At 32.7% G+C, this 17,848-nt stretch carries 12 protein-coding genes and 1 rRNA gene; all 13 read left to right on the top strand.

Features of this window, described 5'->3' with window-relative positions; translation table 11 throughout:
• Nucleotides 1-130: 130 nt before the first annotated feature.
• The 13 genes from H0I29_RS07605 to H0I29_RS07665 all read left to right on the top strand — a co-directional run bounded on the left by H0I29_RS07605 (nt 131) and on the right by H0I29_RS07665 (nt 17,807).
• Nucleotides 131-1,288 (top strand): homogentisate 1,2-dioxygenase, encoded by a 1,158-nt coding sequence (locus H0I29_RS07605; protein ID WP_218754966.1) that lies wholly within the window; start codon nt 131-133, stop codon nt 1,286-1,288.
• Nucleotides 1,289-1,414: 126 nt separating this feature from the next.
• Nucleotides 1,415-1,612: a four helix bundle protein gene (locus H0I29_RS07610; RefSeq protein WP_254712746.1), complete on the top strand. Its 198-nt coding sequence runs from the start codon at nt 1,415-1,417 to the stop codon at nt 1,610-1,612.
• A gap of 32 nt (nt 1,613-1,644) precedes the next feature.
• Nucleotides 1,645-2,805, top strand: a complete 1,161-nt coding sequence (gene hppD, locus H0I29_RS07615) for a 4-hydroxyphenylpyruvate dioxygenase (RefSeq protein ID WP_218754967.1) — start codon at nt 1,645-1,647, stop codon at nt 2,803-2,805.
• Between the two features lie 239 nt (nt 2,806-3,044).
• Nucleotides 3,045-3,962 (top strand): tryptophan 2,3-dioxygenase family protein, encoded by a 918-nt coding sequence (locus H0I29_RS07620; protein WP_218732234.1) that lies wholly within the window; start codon nt 3,045-3,047, stop codon nt 3,960-3,962.
• Nucleotides 3,963-4,063: 101 nt separating this feature from the next.
• Nucleotides 4,064-4,834 carry a DUF3108 domain-containing protein gene (locus H0I29_RS07625; protein ID WP_218754968.1) on the top strand — a complete coding sequence of 257 codons (771 nt, stop codon included), beginning with the start codon at nt 4,064-4,066 and terminating at the stop codon, nt 4,832-4,834.
• 100 nt (nt 4,835-4,934) lie between these two features.
• Nucleotides 4,935-6,203: a peptidoglycan DD-metalloendopeptidase family protein gene (locus H0I29_RS07630; protein WP_218754969.1), complete on the top strand. Its 1,269-nt coding sequence runs from the start codon at nt 4,935-4,937 to the stop codon at nt 6,201-6,203.
• A 6-nt stretch (nt 6,204-6,209) separates the two neighbouring features.
• A complete protein-coding gene (pgi, locus tag H0I29_RS07635; RefSeq protein ID WP_218732237.1) occupies nt 6,210-7,778 on the top strand; it encodes a glucose-6-phosphate isomerase in 1,569 nt (522 codons plus the stop codon).
• Nucleotides 7,779-8,139: 361 nt separating this feature from the next.
• Nucleotides 8,140-10,680 (top strand): TonB-dependent receptor, encoded by a 2,541-nt coding sequence (locus H0I29_RS07640; RefSeq protein ID WP_218754970.1) that lies wholly within the window; start codon nt 8,140-8,142, stop codon nt 10,678-10,680.
• A gap of 12 nt (nt 10,681-10,692) precedes the next feature.
• Nucleotides 10,693-12,504 carry a hypothetical protein gene (locus tag H0I29_RS07645; protein ID WP_218754971.1) on the top strand — a complete coding sequence of 604 codons (1,812 nt, stop codon included), beginning with the start codon at nt 10,693-10,695 and terminating at the stop codon, nt 12,502-12,504.
• A gap of 100 nt (nt 12,505-12,604) precedes the next feature.
• Nucleotides 12,605-13,027, top strand: a complete 423-nt coding sequence (locus H0I29_RS07650) for a hypothetical protein (protein WP_218754972.1) — start codon at nt 12,605-12,607, stop codon at nt 13,025-13,027.
• A gap of 43 nt (nt 13,028-13,070) precedes the next feature.
• Complete coding sequence (locus tag H0I29_RS07655; RefSeq protein WP_218754973.1) at nt 13,071-13,799, top strand: 1-acyl-sn-glycerol-3-phosphate acyltransferase; 729 nt, start codon at nt 13,071-13,073, stop codon at nt 13,797-13,799.
• Between the two features lie 4 nt (nt 13,800-13,803).
• Nucleotides 13,804-14,787, top strand: a complete 984-nt coding sequence (locus H0I29_RS07660) for an acyl-ACP desaturase (protein ID WP_218754974.1) — start codon at nt 13,804-13,806, stop codon at nt 14,785-14,787.
• 1,502 nt (nt 14,788-16,289) lie between these two features.
• A 16S ribosomal RNA gene (locus H0I29_RS07665) occupies nt 16,290-17,807 on the top strand.
• The last annotated feature ends 41 nt before the right edge of the window (nt 17,808-17,848 follow it).

The raw sequence follows: 17,848 nt of genomic DNA on the forward strand, positions 1-17,848 counted from the left end.
AGTGATGATAGTTTACTGTCATTCTGAACTTGTTTCAGAATCTCTCAATTAAAACCTAAATTTTTATTTAAAGAACTATGTAGGTTTTATTCATCTATTCATTTTTTTAATCATTTAATACATTAAAATTATGCCTTTTTATCATAAGCTAGGGAAAATTCCACCCAAAAGACACACACAATTTCGTAAAAAAGATGGCAGTTTGTACTATGAGCAATTGTTTGGTACCGTTGGTTTCGACGGAATGTCTACCAACTCATATCATGAGCACAGACCTACAATGGTCAAAGAAATTAGAAAGCAATATTCTGTAAAACCCAAAATAGCGAAAACAAATAACATTCAATCATACCGTTTTCGAGGGTTTCAAGTTCCGCCAGAAAATGATTATTTAGAAAGTAGAAAAATTGTTTTAACAAATTCTGATTGTAATATTATTTTATCAGCACCAAAAAAATCTACCACAGATTATTTTTACAAAAATACAGATGCAGACGAAGTAATTTTTATTCATAAAGGAACTGGAAAATTAAGAACGCATCTTGGTAACATCAACTTTAAATACGGTGATTATTTGGTAATTCCACGTGGAATTATTTACAAACTAGATTTTGATGATGAAAACAACAGACTTTTTATTGTAGAATCTTACTCGCCAGTGTATACGCCAAAAAGATATCGAAATTATTTCGGTCAATTATTGGAACACTCACCTTTTTGTGAACGAGATTTAAGAAGACCCGAGGAATTAGAAACGCATAACGAGTTAGGCGATTTCCTAATAAAAGTAAAAAAACAAGGCGAAATTATAGAAATGATTTATGCTTCACATCCTTTTGATGTAGTGGGGTACGACGGTTATAATTTTCCTTATGCATTTTCAATTCACGATTTCGAACCAATTACGGGACGTATCCATCAACCGCCTCCTGTGCATCAAACATTTGAAACAAATGCCTTTGTAATTTGCAGTTTTGTGCCGCGTTTGTATGACTATCATCCAAACTCGATTCCCGCACCATATAACCACAGTAACATAGATTCAGACGAGGTTTTATACTATGTAGATGGCGATTTTATGAGTAGAAACAACATCGAACAAGGGCATATTTCCTTGCATCCAGCCGGAATTCCTCACGGTCCACACCCAGGAACTACTGAGAAAAGTATTGGTAAAACAAAAACCGAAGAATTAGCAGTTATGGTAGACACCTTTAAGCCTTTAATGGTTACAGAAGAAGCTATGAAAATTGCCGATGAAGAGTATTATAAATCATGGCTTGAGTAAATAGAAAATAGAAACAAGAAGCAAGAAAAGAGATTATGACCGTTAGAAAATGACATAATTATAAGAATTTAAAGATTTGGTTTAATTTATCAAATTAGTAGATGTTCAGTTTCTATTCCAAGTAATATTGCAGAAGGATCATCGAGAACAGATAAATCTTTTTCTGACTTTATTGATATCGCTTTAGGTTCTTCTTTCGAACTCGAAACTCAATTAATAATAGCTTGTAACAGAAATTATATAAATAAAGAACAATTAGCAAAGATTGAAATTAAAATTCAAGAATTTCAAAAGATGACAATGGGTTTTCAAAACAAACTCTAAAAGTCTTTTTTTTTGTTCTATAAAACATAAAGATGGCAAAAGAAATAAAATCAGTAAGCTACGGTTTAGAAAAAATATTTGAAGGCGCACAAGATTTCCTTCCATTGTTAGGAACAGATTACGTAGAGTTTTATGTAGGTAATGCAAAACAAGCAGCACACTTTTATAAAACAGCATTTGGATTTCAATCGCACGCATATCGCGGTTTAGAAACTGGTTCAAAAGATTCAGTGAGTTATGTGTTAACACAAGATAAAATAAAGTTAATGTTAACAACTCCGTTAAATAGCAAATCTCCCATAAATGATCATATTGTAAAACATGGCGATGGTGTAAAAATTATTGCACTTTGGGTAGAAGATGCTAGAAAAGCGTATGCAGAAACAACTTCTAGAGGAGCAAAATCTTATATGGAACCAACTGTAGAACAAGACGAACATGGTGAGGTTGTTAGAGCAGGAATTTATACGTACGGAGAAACAGTACATCTATTTGTTGAGCGTAAAAACTACAACGGTGCATTTTTACCAGGTTTTAAAAAATGGGAATCAGATTACAATCCGCCAGCTGCAGGATTAAAATACATAGACCACATGGTTGGTAATGTGGGTTGGAATCAAATGAATACGTGGGTAAAATTTTATGAAGATGTTATGGGCTTTGTTAACTTTTTATCTTTTGATGACAAGCAAATTCATACAGAATATTCCGCATTAATGAGTAAAGTAATGTCTAATGGAAATGGAAGAATCAAATTCCCTATAAATGAACCTGCAGAAGGAAAAAAACGTTCTCAAATTGAAGAATATTTAGATTTTTACGAAGGTTCTGGCGTGCAACATATTGCAGTTGCTACAGATGACATCATAAAAACGGTTGGTCAATTAAAAGTAAACGGCGTAGAATTTTTATCAACGCCACCAGAAGAATATTATAATGCAGTTCCAGGAAGATTAGAAGAATATAGCCATGAGTTAAGTGAAGATATCGAAAAATTAAAAGGTTTGGGTATTATGATTGATGCTGATGAAGAAGGATATTTATTACAAATTTTTACAAAGCCTGTGGAAGATAGACCAACTTTGTTTTTTGAAATCATTCAAAGAATGGGGGCTAAAGGTTTTGGAGCAGGAAACTTTAAAGCATTGTTCGAATCTATAGAAAGAGAGCAAGCAAAAAGAGGGACGCTTTAAAAAAAGCTGAACCAAGAATCAAGACAAAATTTAGTAAATAGTTTTCAGTTTCAGTAAACATTTACATATTCATTATCCTGCAAGGTTTCAAAAACCTTGTAGGTATAAACTAAAATTAGGACAAATCAAGAAATATTTTTATTCTAAAAAAAATCAATTTTTATAGTAAATTGCCATTAAAGTCAAAAAATCAAAATCATCTTGTTTCTTGACTCTAAAAATATAGATTTTAAAAAAGCATGAACAGAGAAGAAATACTAAAAGCAATAGAAGAAAAATACGATAAATTAGGAGTTCCGGTAGACTCTATGCTAGAAGGTTTACTCTGGAGCACACCAATAACATATTGGGATTATATTCAAACAGATGCACTTTTAGGCTTGCAAACCCCAAGAACCACGCAGCCAGATGAAATGGTTTTTATCATGTATCATCAAGTAAACGAGTTGTTATTTAAAATGATTTTGTGGGAAATTGATCAGGTTGCAAAAACAATAGAAGTTACTGCAGATAAATTTTCTTTGCATTTGGGGAGAATCAGTCGATATTTTGATATGTTATGTAGCTCTTTTAATGTGATGGCAGACGGAATGGAGAAAGATCAATATTTAAAATTTAGAAATACATTAACGCCCGCAAGTGGTTTTCAATCTGCTCAATACCGAAAAATAGAATTTGCTTCTACAGAATTAATCAATTTAATAGATGTACGTTTTAGAGATGAAATAGATAGAAATTCTTCTTTTAAAAATGCATACAATCACTTGTATTGGCAAGCAGCTGGTAAAAATTATACTACGGGACAAAAATCTACCTTATTAAATCTTTTTGAACAAAAATATATGGGAGATTTTATCGATTTTATGGAAGATTACAATGATATTAATCTGTCTTTAAAGTTTAAACAATTACCCAAAAAAGTTCAAGAGAATGAAGAATTAATAAAAGCCATGCGTCATTATGATTATACTGTAAATGTAAAATGGGTAATGGCACATTATAATGCGGCAGCAAAATATATTGGTGGAAAAGAGAAAGATTTAGAAGCAACGGGAGGTAGTAGTTGGCGTAAATATATGCACCCGAAATATCAGCGAAGAATTTTTTATCCATATTTATGGAGCGAAGAAGAATTGAAAAACTGGGGAACATTTTAAGGTTATTTATTCCTTAAGGATACAGTATTAAATAGTTAATAAGTTGCTTTTTATCGTTTTGGAACGGTAATTGTCATTACTTTTTTATAAGTTTGATTTTTATGAAAAGATATACCCTATTATTTTTTGCCCTTCTTTTTTTGACAACTACTAATAGTCAAGAAAATTTAAAAGCTTTTAAAAGCGGAGAGTCGTTACGTTATAAAATGAGTTACAGTGGTTTTTTAAGAGCGGGAACTGCGGTCTTAGAAGTGAATGAAAAAGAGCTTAATGGCAAAACAGTTTTTTATACAAAAGGAACTGGTTGGACTTCTGGAATGATAAAGTGGTTTTTTGAAGTAGATGATGTGTATGAATCTTATTTTGATAAAGATTCTGTAAAACCTTATCTTTTTAAAAGAAAGATTGATGAAGGTGGTTATAAAAAACATAGAATTACTTCTTTTAATTATAACTCTAATAAAGCTTACGTTCAGGATTTTACCATTCAAAAAGATACTTCTGTAGCTTTTTCTAATGTACAAGATATACTATCCTCTTTTTACTATTTAAGAAATAAAGATGTTTCTGGTATGAAAGTAGGTGAGGAAATTGCTATAGATATGTTCTTAGACTCTCAAGTATACCCTTTTAAATTACGTTTCTTAGGAACAGAAACTTTAAAAACGAAATTCGGAAAAATAAATACTTTAATTTTTAGACCTTTGGTGCAATCTGGTAGAGTTTTTAAAGCACAAGAAAGTGTTACACTTTGGATAACTGCTGATGCTAATAAAATACCAATAAAGATAAAAGCAGATTTAGCAGTTGGCTCTTTAAGAGCTGAACTAGAGACGTATAAGGGGTTGGCGAATCCTTTCGTTAAAAATTAAGAAATTTTTAACGAAACCGTTATCGGAAGTTCATAAAGATAGCGGCCTTAGAAATATTTTTTATTTGTACTTTTGAAACCACATTCAATAGCACCTATTCTTGAGAAAAATAATCTTCCTTTTAGTCTTAATTACCTCTATATCATCTTGTAAGAAAGAAGTTGAGAAAACCGTCACACCTCCCAAAAAAGTAAAACCTAAACCTGTTTTTAAATATGGGTATAATACAGATGATTATAAAGTAATTCAAGACACTATTAGAAGTGGAGAAAGTTTTGGTGAAATTTTAGATAGACACCATGTAGGTTACCCTAAAATTAGCGAAATATCTAACTCAATAAGAGAAGAGTTTGATGTTAGAAGATTAAGAGCAGGGAAACCTTATTTAATTTTATCGAGTAAAGATTCCTTAGCAGAGGCTAAGGTTTTTATTTATAAAAACAGTGTAATAAATGCGACAGTTATTGATTTTAAAGATTCAATAATTAAAGCACAAGTTTATGCGCAACCAATAAAAACGGTTGAAAGAGTTGTAGAAGGAGTCATTTATTCTAATCTATCTAATACAATGGATAGTTTGCATTTATCATCAAGTTTAACGTATGCAGTTGCAGATATTTATGCTTGGACTTTAGATTTTTACAAACTTCAAAAAGGAGATTCATTTAAGCTTGTTTTTGAAGAGAAATATATAAAAGATTCTCTTTTTGCGGGATACGGAAATATTAAATCGGCAGTTTTTAATCATAATGGTGCAAATTTACTAGCCTTTAGATTCATTTCAGATTCTAAATTAGGGATTCCTGAGTATTATGATGAGAATGGAAACATGTTGCGTAGTCAGTTTTTAAAATCTCCTATTAAGTTTCAATACAGAATATCATCAAGATATAATTTAAGAAGACGAATTGCCTATTATGGTAATAAAATTAAACCTCATAAAGGTACTGATTTTGCAGCAAAAATAGGAACACCAATTTTAGCAACAGCAAGTGGAACTGTTGTAGAATCTACAAGAAGAGGTGGTAATGGTAAGTTTGTTAAAATTAAGCACAATAGTACATATTCAACCCAATATTTACACATGAGAAATCAGAATGTAAAGAAAGGTCAGTATGTAAAACAAGGAGACGTTATTGGTTACGTAGGTATGACAGGTAATACTGGTGGGCCTCATGTTTGTTATCGTTTTTGGAAACATGGGCAACAAGTAGATCCATTTAAAGAAAAATTACCTTCCGCAGAACCTTTAAAGAAAAGTTTATTACCAGAATATTTAGAGTTTATTAAACCGCTTAAATATCAATTAGAAAACAAAATTCTTCCAGTTGAAGAACCAGAAGTTATAGAAAGAATAGCACAAAATTAAAATAAAATGGCTTTAAAAAACATCAACCCAACTACAACAAATGCATGGGAAGCATTAACAAATCATTTTAATGATATTAAAAATATCAGCATAAAAGATTTAGATAAAGAAACCAATAGAAAAGAAGATTTTTCTTTAAATTTTGATGATTTATTAGTAGATTTTTCTAAGAATAGAGTTACTAAAGAAACTATTAAATTGCTAGTTGATTTAGCAAAAGAGGTAGATTTAAAAGATGCAATAGATAAGCAATATGCAGGTGAAGTAATTAATGTTACTGAAGGTAGAGAGGTGCTACATACTGCATTAAGAAGTACTTCTGATGAACCTATTTTAGTTGATGGAAAAAATATTAAGCCACAAATACAAGCTGCTTTAAGAAAAATTAAAAGTTTTTCTAACAAAGTTATTTCTGGTAAATGGAAAGGATATACAGGTAAAGCAATTACAGATATTGTTAATATAGGTATTGGTGGGTCTGATTTAGGACCAGATATGGTTGTAGAATCTTTAAAGTTTTACAAGAACCAATTAACAACACATTTTGTTTCTAATGTAGATGGAGATCACGTTTCTGAAGTGATGAAAACTTTAAACCCAGAAACAACTTTATTTGTAATTGTGTCTAAAACTTTTACAACACAAGAAACTATTTCTAATGCGGAAACGCTTAAGAACTGGTTTTTAAAATCGGCAACTATTTTTGATATTCCAAAACACTTTGTGGCAGTTTCTACAAACTTAGAAGCAGTAGATAGTTTTGGTATAGATAAAGCAAACGTTTTTCCGATGTGGAACTGGGTTGGTGGTCGTTTTTCACTTTGGTCTGGAGTTGGTTTGTCTATTAGTTTATCTGTAGGATATGATAATTATAAGCAACTTTTAGAAGGAGCAGAAGAAATGGACCTTCATTTTAAAAATGAAGATTTCGATACAAATATTCCTGTAATTTTAGCATTGTTAAGCATTTGGTATAATAATTTTTACGGTGCAGAAACAGAGGCGGTTTTACCGTATTCTCAATATTTAGCAAAACTTCCAGCTTATTTACAACAAGCTATTATGGAAAGTAATGGTAAAGGTGTAGATAGAAACGGTGAGAAAGTAAATTACCAAACAGGTACTATTGTCTGGGGAAGTACAGGTACTAATATGCAACATGCTTTTATGCAATTAGTGCACCAAGGGACTAAGTTGATTCCTGCAGATTTTATTGGGTATAAAGAGTCGTTATATGGTTTAACAGATCATCATAAAAAATTAATGTCTAATTACTACGGGCAAATGGATGCTCTAGCTTTTGGTAAAACAAAAGAAGAAGTGCATTTAGAATTAAAGTTTTCTGGTGATGAAGATAAAATTGCAAAACTGTTACCTTTTAAAGTTTTTGAAGGAAACAGACCAAGTAATGCAATTCTTTTTGATAAATTAACACCTCGTTCTTTAGGGAAACTTATAGCCATGTATGAGCATAAAATTTTTACTCAAGGAATTTTATGGAATATCTATAGTTATGACCAATTTGGTGTAGAATTAGGGAAAGAAATGGCTAAAAAATTATTAAGTAATTCATAAAGATTTTTTTAAGTTTATAACACAGAAAAGCCTGCTATATAGCAGGCTTTTCTGTGTTATAAATAGGCTCTTTTAGCTAACAATCAAAAGAAATTTATCGAAATCGACTCACTATAATAAGGGGGCTTTAGGTAGCTGTCTTTAAATTATTTGGTTTCAATTTTTATTGTCGTTTTGTTAAATATTTGGTAACCTTAAAACACAAGTTTGTTTTATTGTAATAGTATAGTTTTCAGTTAAGAAAGTATAGATTTATTGCTTTAAGTGTCTTAATTTTTTGTTAAACCTTAACATTAAGTTAACATTAAACGTCTGTAAAAAGAGGAATTTTGCAGAACATTTAATAATATAAAATTAAACAATGAGAAATTTTAAAAACTTATTATTTGTAGCACTACTATTAGTAACGGCTACTGTTTTAGGACAAACTAAAATTACTGGTACGGTTGTAGATGATACAAACCAACCTTTACCAGGCGCAAGTGTTGTTGTGAAAGGCACAACAAACGGTACATCAACAGATTTTGATGGAAAATTTACGCTAACAGCAGATGTTAATTCTGGTACTATCGTTATTTCTTTTATTGGTTTTACAAATAGAGAAGTTGCTTTTTCTACTTCAAAAGCTAATTTAAAAATGATTAAATTAACAGAAGATGCTGGCGCCTTAGATGAAATAGTTGTTACTGCAACTTCTTTTGCTATTGGTAGAAAAACACCAGTGGCTGTTTCTACAGTTAAAGCTGCAGATATTGAAGCGAAGTTAGGAAGTCAAGAATTTCCTGAAATTTTAAAATCTACTCCTGGAGTATATGCTACTAAACAAGGTGGTGGTTACGGAGATGGAGATATTAACTTACGTGGGTTTAGAACTCAAAATATTGCTGTTATGATTAACGGTATTCCTGTTAATGATATGGAAAACGGAGCGGTATATTGGTCTAACTGGGCTGGTTTATCAGATGTTACTTCTGCAATGCAAGTACAAAGAGGTTTAGGAGCTTCTAAAGTAGCTGTACCTTCAATTGGTGGTACAATTAACATTATCTCTAAATCTACTGATGCTTTAAAGGGTGGTTCTGTTACAATGAGTACTGGTAATAATGGATACCAAAAATATGGTATGACTTTATCTACAGGAATGATGGATAATGGTTTTGCTGTTACAGCATCTGCTTCTAAAGTTTCTGGTGAAGGATATGTAGACGGATTACAGTTTGAAGGAACTAATTACTTTTTAAATGTTTCTAAACAAATTAATGATAATCACAAATTATCTTTTAATGCTATTGGAACAATTCAAGAACACGGACAAAGATTTAACAGAAGAACTATTGCTGAGTATAGAGCAACAGAACAAGGTGGAAAAAGATTTAATCCAGATTGGGGTTATAGAGACGGACAAGTAGAAAACTCTTCATTTAACTCTTATCACAAGCCTCAGTTATCTGTAAATTATGACTGGACAATTTCTGATAAAACATTCTTAACTACTTCTGTTTATGCATCTTTTGGTTCAGGTGGAGGTAGAAGAACTCAAGGAACAAAATTTACAAACAATGATTATAGATTAGGAGATATAGATCAACCAATCGATTTTGATTTAATTGTAGCAGAAAATAAAGCGAGTGGAGCTAATGGAGCAACAGATATTTTTGCTTCTTCAGAAAACTCTCATGAATGGTATGGTATTTTATCAACATTAAAAACAGACTTAACAGAAACACTTACTTTTTCTGGAGGTATAGATGCTAGAGATTATGTTGGTTCTCACTGGTATGAAGTAACAGACCTTTTAGGTGGAGAATATTTCTATAATGATGATCTTGAAGAAAAAACAGGAGGTCAAGCATTAAAAGTAGGAGATAAATTTAATAAAGATTACGATGGTCATGTAGGTAGATATGGTTTATTTGCACAATTAGAATATAGTAAAAATGACTTATCTGTATTTTTCTCATCAGCAGTATCTAACTCTGTATATAGTAAAGTAGATAGAATGTCTTATGGTGCTGAAAATAGAGAATCAGAATCAGCAGATTTCTTAGGATACAGTACAAAAGCAGGTGCTAACTTTAATATTGATGACGCACAAAATGTATTTGGTAATATTGGGTATTTCTCAAGAGCTCCAATTTTCGACAATATATTTGATAGTGACCAATCTGTAGAATTATATGACGGGGCATTAAATGAAAAAGTGTTTAGTGTAGAATTAGGTTACGGTTTTAAATCACAAATGTTTTCTGCAAACGTTAACTTATATAACACTTCTTGGTTAGATAGATTTATGACTTTTAGTCTTCCTGGTGCAGGCGGAGAAGTAATTACATCTAACGTAACAGGTTTAGACGCTTTACACCAAGGTTTAGAAATAGATTTCTTATTTAAGCCAATCGAAAAATTAGCTATTACAGGTATGGCTTCTTTAGGAAACTGGAGATGGAAAGACAATGCATCTGCAACTACGTTTGATGAAGCTACTGGAGACATTATATCTAGTGGAACAGTATATGCAAAAGACTTAAAAGTTTCTAATGCTGCACAAACAACATTTGCTTTAGGTCTTAAATATGATTTATTAGATAAAACTAGTGTTTCTTTAGATTATAATTATGCTGGAGACAACTATGCTACTATGAATGTTACATCTAGAACAGATGAGGCTGATAGCGGTATTGATACTTGGAGAATGCCTAACTTTCATTTATTTGATTTAGGACTTAGACATGGTTTCGAAATAGCTGGTTTATCTTCTACGTTAACTGCAAATGTGAATAACCTTTTTAATGTAGAATACATTTCAAATGCAAATAACGGTAATACTTCAGACTATGATACTGCACAAGTATATTACGGAGCAGGAAGAACATTTAGTTTAGGATTAAAAGTTAAATTTTAGAAAAATATAAAAATGAAAAAAATACTTTTATTATTAACAGTTTTTTCAATGGTTTTCACTTCTTGTGATCCATTAGAAGATATATATGAAGAAGTTGATGCTAATGCATCTGGAGTAGCAGGAGACGTAGTACTTACGCTTACGGATGAAGATTATGAAACTTTAGGTTTGTCTTATGGTAGTTTTAATTCAGAAGATGAAGCAAAAGAAGCTTTACCTGGTTTTTTATCAGATAAATACCCAGTTTGGGGAAATAGATCTACTGCATTAATTTCTTATGACTTATATGTAGGGAATGCATTTTCTGTTAAAAATTATACTTTAAGTTTAGAAGATTACGCAACTAGCGGAAGTACTTTATTAGGCTTTGAAGTTACTACAACGCCAGCAGACTATTTAACAGACATCATTGCAGGTGAATATGACGAGGCTAATGAAGGAGATTATGTATCTGCTTATTATGACCAATATACAGGTAGCGTATTTACGGTAACTCCAGAGGTTTCTTTAGATGAAAATTTAGATTACGGTACAGTTGCTGGAAATTTAACTACTATTTCTGGTGGTTCTTGGGTTAGTCATTCAGGTGCTCCTAATGAATTAATGTATGTAACTGATGGTTTAACAATGGCAGATTATCCATCTTCAAATGTTGGTGGAGCTTTAGAAATTTCTACTTCAGGTTCAGAAGATGTCAATACAGCTATTTCTCCAGAATTAACTTCAAATAAAGTTTACTCTAGTGCTTTAATTAAATTAAGTGAAGTAGGAGACGGAACTTATTTTTTCCATTTAATGGAAGAAGATGGGAGTTTTAACTTTTCAGCAAGAACAGGAGCTAAAAGCGATGGTAATGGAAAAGTATTATTTGGTATAGGTGCAAGTTCAAGTTCATTAACTTACGGAACAACAGCTTACGAATTAGATACTACTTACCTTATAGTAACTTCTTATGAAGTAGAAACAGGTATTGCAAATTTATATGTATTAACAGCAGTTTCAGATGTAGAACCAACAACTCCTGAAGCTACTAATACTGGAAACTCTGGTAATTCTGCAAAAAGAATTGGTATCCGTCAAGGAGGTGGTGGACCATCTGCAATAATTGATGGTTTCCGTGTTGCAAACACTTGGTCTTCTATTATGAGTAATGAAACTTTAGAGGATGAAACTGTAGGTGATAAAGAAACATATAATGCAATTTATACTTTTACTGAAGGAGCTTGGGTATTACCTTCTGGTAATGGTTATTATTCATTAACTGATGCAGATTTTGCTTCAATAGGTATCGAAAACTTTGGAAGTTCAACTTCTGCAGGTGATTATTTACCAGCATTCTTAAATCTTAAATATCCTTATGCATTAGAAGGAGATGTATTAAATGTATTGTATAAATATGTTTCTAGTTCAAGTGGAGAGCAAATACGTGGTGATGCATATACAAAAACAGCTGGTGTTTGGGTTGCACATGAGTCTACAGTAGTTGCTTCTTTACAATTAGAGCATGATGGTAGTAATTGGTTACCAGATAATACGATTAAATATGAATTAGTTGATGCTGATTATACATTAATTAAAGATACGTATGGAGAAAACCCAGATTTTGCAGCTGCTGTTGCAAACTTAGATACTTATGGAAACATCAGTACTTTTAACTGGACAGACGAGCAAATTGATACTGTAATTAATACAGTAATTAATAAGCACTTCTCTGGTATGGAAGAAGATCAAAAATTTGCAATTACAGTTTTTGTTTATAATGGTTCTTCTCAAAATGTAGTTTACAGATATATTTTAAAAGGAGATACTTACATAAGAAATTAATTTTTTCTTACATAAATTATTAAAACCACCTCAAATGAGGTGGTTTTTTTATTATTAAAATTAGTAACTTTACAGCTTTAAAAATCTATTAAAAAATATAATGAAAGACGTACATTCATATTGGGCTTATTTAGTATTAGCAATTTTAATCTTTACAGTATTTAATGCTATTACAGGTGTTCTTAAAAAAAGAACATTTACAGACAAAGATTTAAGATTAGGGTTGTTTACCTTAATTCTATCTCATATTCAATTATTAATTGGTTTAGGATGGTATTTTATGTCGCCTTGGTATAAAGCATTAAAAGCTAACGGAAGTGAAGTTATGGGAGATAAAGCAGCAAGATTATTAGCTGTAGAACATCCTTTAATGATGGTTATTGCTATTGTACTTATTACAATAGGTTGGTCTAAACATAAAAAGAAAACAGAAGACACAGCAAAATTTAAAACGTTTGCAATCTTTTACGGAATTGCTTTATTATTAATTCTTTCTAGAATACCTTGGAGTAACTGGTTTTAATAACTAACATTTCTGCCTAAGTAGAAACCTTTATTAGAGTTCAATGAAAATTTTAAGTTATATAGTATCACCAATTTTTATATTGGTGTTTTTTTTAAGTCTAGTTATATTTCATCCATTACAATGGTTGGGCTTAAAAATATTTGGATATAAAGGACATCAGTTGGTGGTAGATTATATGAACTGGTTTTTATCCAAAACACTATTAATTTTAGGAGTCGTTGTAAAGGTTAATAATCCACATAAATTACCAGAAAATTGTTCACTTATTTTTGTGTCTAACCATCAAAGTATGTTTGATATTTCTCCAATTAGTTGGGCGTTTAGAAAGTATCAACCAAAATTTGTATCAAAAAAAGAGTTAGGTAAAGGCATACCAAGTATTTCATTTAACCTAAGACATGGCGGTGCCGCATTAATAGATAGAAAAGATCCAAAGCAAGCAATTTCTGCTTTAATAACCTTTTCCAAAAGAATTAAGGAAAATAAATGGGGAGCTGTTATATTCCCAGAGGGGACTAGGAGTAGAGACGGTAAGCCTAAGCAATTTGCAATAAACGGACTAAAAGTAATAACTAAAGTCAATAAAGAGGGCTATATTGTGCCGATTACCATAAATAATTCGTGGAAAATTTTTAAATACGGAAAATTTCCATTAGGTTTAGGTAGTCCAATTACATTTACAGTTCATCAACCCGTAAAAATAAACACTTTACCTTTTGATGAATTATTAGAAAAAACAGAATCAGATATTAAAGAACACATAAAATAAAACCATGTCTATACACAACGTAAGAAAAGAAGTGATGATAACTTTAGAAAAAAGTATGGATCGCTTTATGGAAAAATACTTAATCCCTGCAGAAAAAATCTGGCAGCCAACAGACTTTTTGCCTAATTCTCAAAAAGACTCTTTTATTACTGAGGTAGAGGAGATTAGAGAACTATCTAAAGAGTTGCATGACGATTTTTGGGTTGTACTTGTAGGAGATACCATTACAGAAGAAGCATTACCAACCTACGAATCTTGGTTATTAGATTTAGATGGAGTATGTCAAGATCCAGACAATAGTTGGGCAAAATGGGTAAGAACCTGGACAGCAGAAGAAAACAGACACGGAGACGTGTTAAATAAATACCTTTACTTATCAGGGCGCGTAAATATGCGTGAAGTAGAAATTTCTACACAACACTTAATTGCAGATGGTTTTGATATTGGTACATCAACAGACCCATATAAAAACTTTGTCTACACTAGTTTCCAAGAATTAGCAACCTATGTTTCACACAACAATGTAGCTAAAATTGCACGTAAAAAAGGACACAAAGCCTTGGCTAAAATGTCTAAGATTATTGCAGGAGACGAAATGCGTCACCACAAAGCATATACAGAATTCGTAAAAGAAATCTTTAAAATTGATCCGAGTGAAATGATGTTGGCTTTTCAACACATGATGAAATATAAAATTGTAATGCCTGCAATGCACTTAAGAGAATCTTTTGAAGAGAAAGGGACTTTGTTCGATGATTTTTCTATCGTTGCACAAAGAGTGGGCGTTTATACAGGTTTCGATTATGTAGACATTATAAGAAAGTTAAATGAAGCTTGGGAAATTGATAAAATTACAAATCTTACGCCAGAAGCAGAAAAGGCAAGAGATTATTTAATGAAGCTACCAGACAGAATGTACAGAATTACAGAAAGAATTGTAGTTCCTCAAACTGACTTTAAGTTCAAGTGGATGTTAAATCCTAGTTAGTATTAGAAGCTATTTCCTGCTTTCCGTTATATCTTTTTGTGAAAAACAAAAAGGATGTCACTGCAATCAGGGCTAAACTAGTTTGCTTACTAAGGTCATTTCAAAGCAAATGTTTTGTATAATCTAGCAATCTTTTATAATAAAAATCAACCCCTTCAGGTTTCAAAAACCTAAAGGGTTTTTTTGTTTTAATACAATTATGTTTTCTATGCTCTATCTTGTCAACTTTTTTTGATGTTTATTTGTAATTGCTGGCTTGTAAAGAATTCTAGTAAAGGAAATGTAATTAGAGTTTTCATTGAACCCTCAAAATCTTTCACATCGAAGTATTGTGAAGTCTCATAACAGTGATAATGCCAAACTGTACGTAAAACAGATATTATATAAAAAGTTTTGCAAATTAATTAGTTGTTCTAAATAGGTTTCAGAGCTTAATTCTATGAGTTCATAAAAAAAATACACGCCATTTAGAGGAGCAAAGCAATTTCACCTTCTACTTATATCTAATAATAAATCATTTACAGAAGAGTTCCTCTCATATATTAGAGTCTATGTTCTTGTTTTTTTTGTAAAATCTATATTAAAAGGATCATTCTAATATTTTGAGGATAATTAACCTAAGTACTTTTTTACAAAAAGAACCATGGCAAGAACTATTATTGCGCCAGAAATGACGTAATTCTTAACTAACTGAACACATTTCAACCACACTATTTCATAGAACAACGCACATTTCAACAAACCACAAACAATAAAAAGGTCTATTTCTACTAAAATAAACCTTCCAACGATCTTGTATTTTCTGTGTTAAAAACAAGCATGCACTTCCAAAACCACCCCAAAACCTAAAACCTTCAAAATACCCTCAAAAAAACTTTCTTCATAAACAGTTAAAAACAAGTGTCTTAAAACGCATTGTAAAATTAAATTAAAATAAAGGTAAAAAAATAGTTGTTAGATTAAAAATGAGTTGTAAGTTTGCACCCGCTAACAGTAATATCACACAGTTAGCAGCGTTCATTAAGGAGTTGTAAGTAAGGTGAGGATTAGTAGTTTATCTAAATAAAATGTCAAAATTTTATTAAAAATAAAATAATAATTTCCTTAGGTTTATAATTAAAAAGAGTTGTATGTTTGCAGTCCGAAATTTTCGGCAAAACGTTCAGAAGTTTTTTAGTTTTAGAGCAAGCAAAAAGAAATTAAAAAAAAGTTTAATTTTTTATTGTCAGATTAGAAATAGTTTGTATGTTTGCAGCCGCTAAGAAATACAGCGAAAACGATCAGAGAAAATTTGGAATGACTCTTAAAAGAGTCAGTTAGTTCGAGTCTAACATTTCTACAAAGTTTTATTTAGGGAGTAGCTTTTAGGTTACTGTTTAAGATTAAAACAAAGTTCATTGAAAATATTGAAATTGACAGCGTAATTAAAGAGTAGAATAACCATGTTTAGATTTATTTAAACAAATTCTTTTGAAACTTATTCATTAAAATATTTAAAATATACAATGAAGAGTTTGATCCTGGCTCAGGATGAACGCTAGCGGCAGGCTTAACACATGCAAGTCGAGGGGTAACATTGTGCTTGCACAGATGACGACCGGCGCACGGGTGCGTAACGCGTATAGAACCTACCTTTTACTGGAGAATAGCCTTTAGAAATGAAGATTAATGCTCCATGGTATTGAGTTTTGGCATCAAGACTTAATTAAAGATTTATTGGTAAAAGATGGCTATGCGTCCTATTAGTTAGATGGTAAGGTAACGGCTTACCATGACTTTGATAGGTAGGGGTCCTGAGAGGGAGATCCCCCACACTGGTACTGAGACACGGACCAGACTCCTACGGGAGGCAGCAGTGAGGAATATTGGGCAATGGAGGCAACTCTGACCCAGCCATGCCGCGTGAAGGATGACTGCCCTATGGGTTGTAAACTTCTTTTATACAGGAAGAAACACTGGTATGTATACCAGCTTGACGGTACTGTAAGAATAAGGACCGGCTAACTCCGTGCCAGCAGCCGCGGTAATACGGAGGGTCCGAGCGTTATCCGGAATCATTGGGTTTAAAGGGTCCGCAGGCGGTCGATTAAGTCAGAGGTGAAATCCCATAGCTCAACTATGGAACTGCCTTTGATACTGGTTGACTTGAGTCATATGGAAGTAGATAGAATGTGTAGTGTAGCGGTGAAATGCATAGATATTACACAGAATACCGATTGCGAAGGCAGTCTACTACGTATGTACTGACGCTGAGGGACGAAAGCGTGGGGAGCGAACAGGATTAGATACCCTGGTAGTCCACGCCGTAAACGATGGATACTAGTTGTTGGGCATTAGCTCAGTGACTAAGCGAAAGTGATAAGTATCCCACCTGGGGAGTACGGTCGCAAGACTGAAACTCAAAGGAATTGACGGGGGCCCGCACAAGCGGTGGAGCATGTGGTTTAATTCGATGATACGCGAGGAACCTTACCAGGGCTTAAATGTAGTCTGACAGCTTTAGAGATAGAGTTTTCTTCGGACAGATTACAAGGTGCTGCATGGTTGTCGTCAGCTCGTGCCGTGAGGTGTCAGGTTAAGTCCTATAACGAGCGCAACCCCTGTCGTTAGTTGCCATCAAGTAAAGTTGGGGACTCTAACGAGACTGCCTACGCAAGTAGTGAGGAAGGTGGGGATGACGTCAAATCATCACGGCCCTTACGTCCTGGGCCACACACGTGCTACAATGGTATGGACAATGAGCAGCCATCTGGCAACAGAGAGCGAATCTATAAACCATATCACAGTTCGGATCGGAGTCTGCAACTCGACTCCGTGAAGCTGGAATCGCTAGTAATCGGATATCAGCCATGATCCGGTGAATACGTTCCCGGGCCTTGTACACACCGCCCGTCAAGCCATGGAAGCTGGGAGTGCCTGAAGTCGGTCACCGCAAGGAGCCGCCTAGGGTAAAACTGGTAACTAGGGCTAAGTCGTAACAAGGTAGCCGTACCGGAAGGTGCGGCTGGAACACCTCCTTTCTAGAGAAAGATGGTGAGTTACAAAAAAAAGGTCATTTTTA

This window comes from Polaribacter sp. R2A056_3_33, assembly GCF_019278485.1.
Lineage (GTDB): Bacteria > Bacteroidota > Bacteroidia > Flavobacteriales > Flavobacteriaceae > Polaribacter.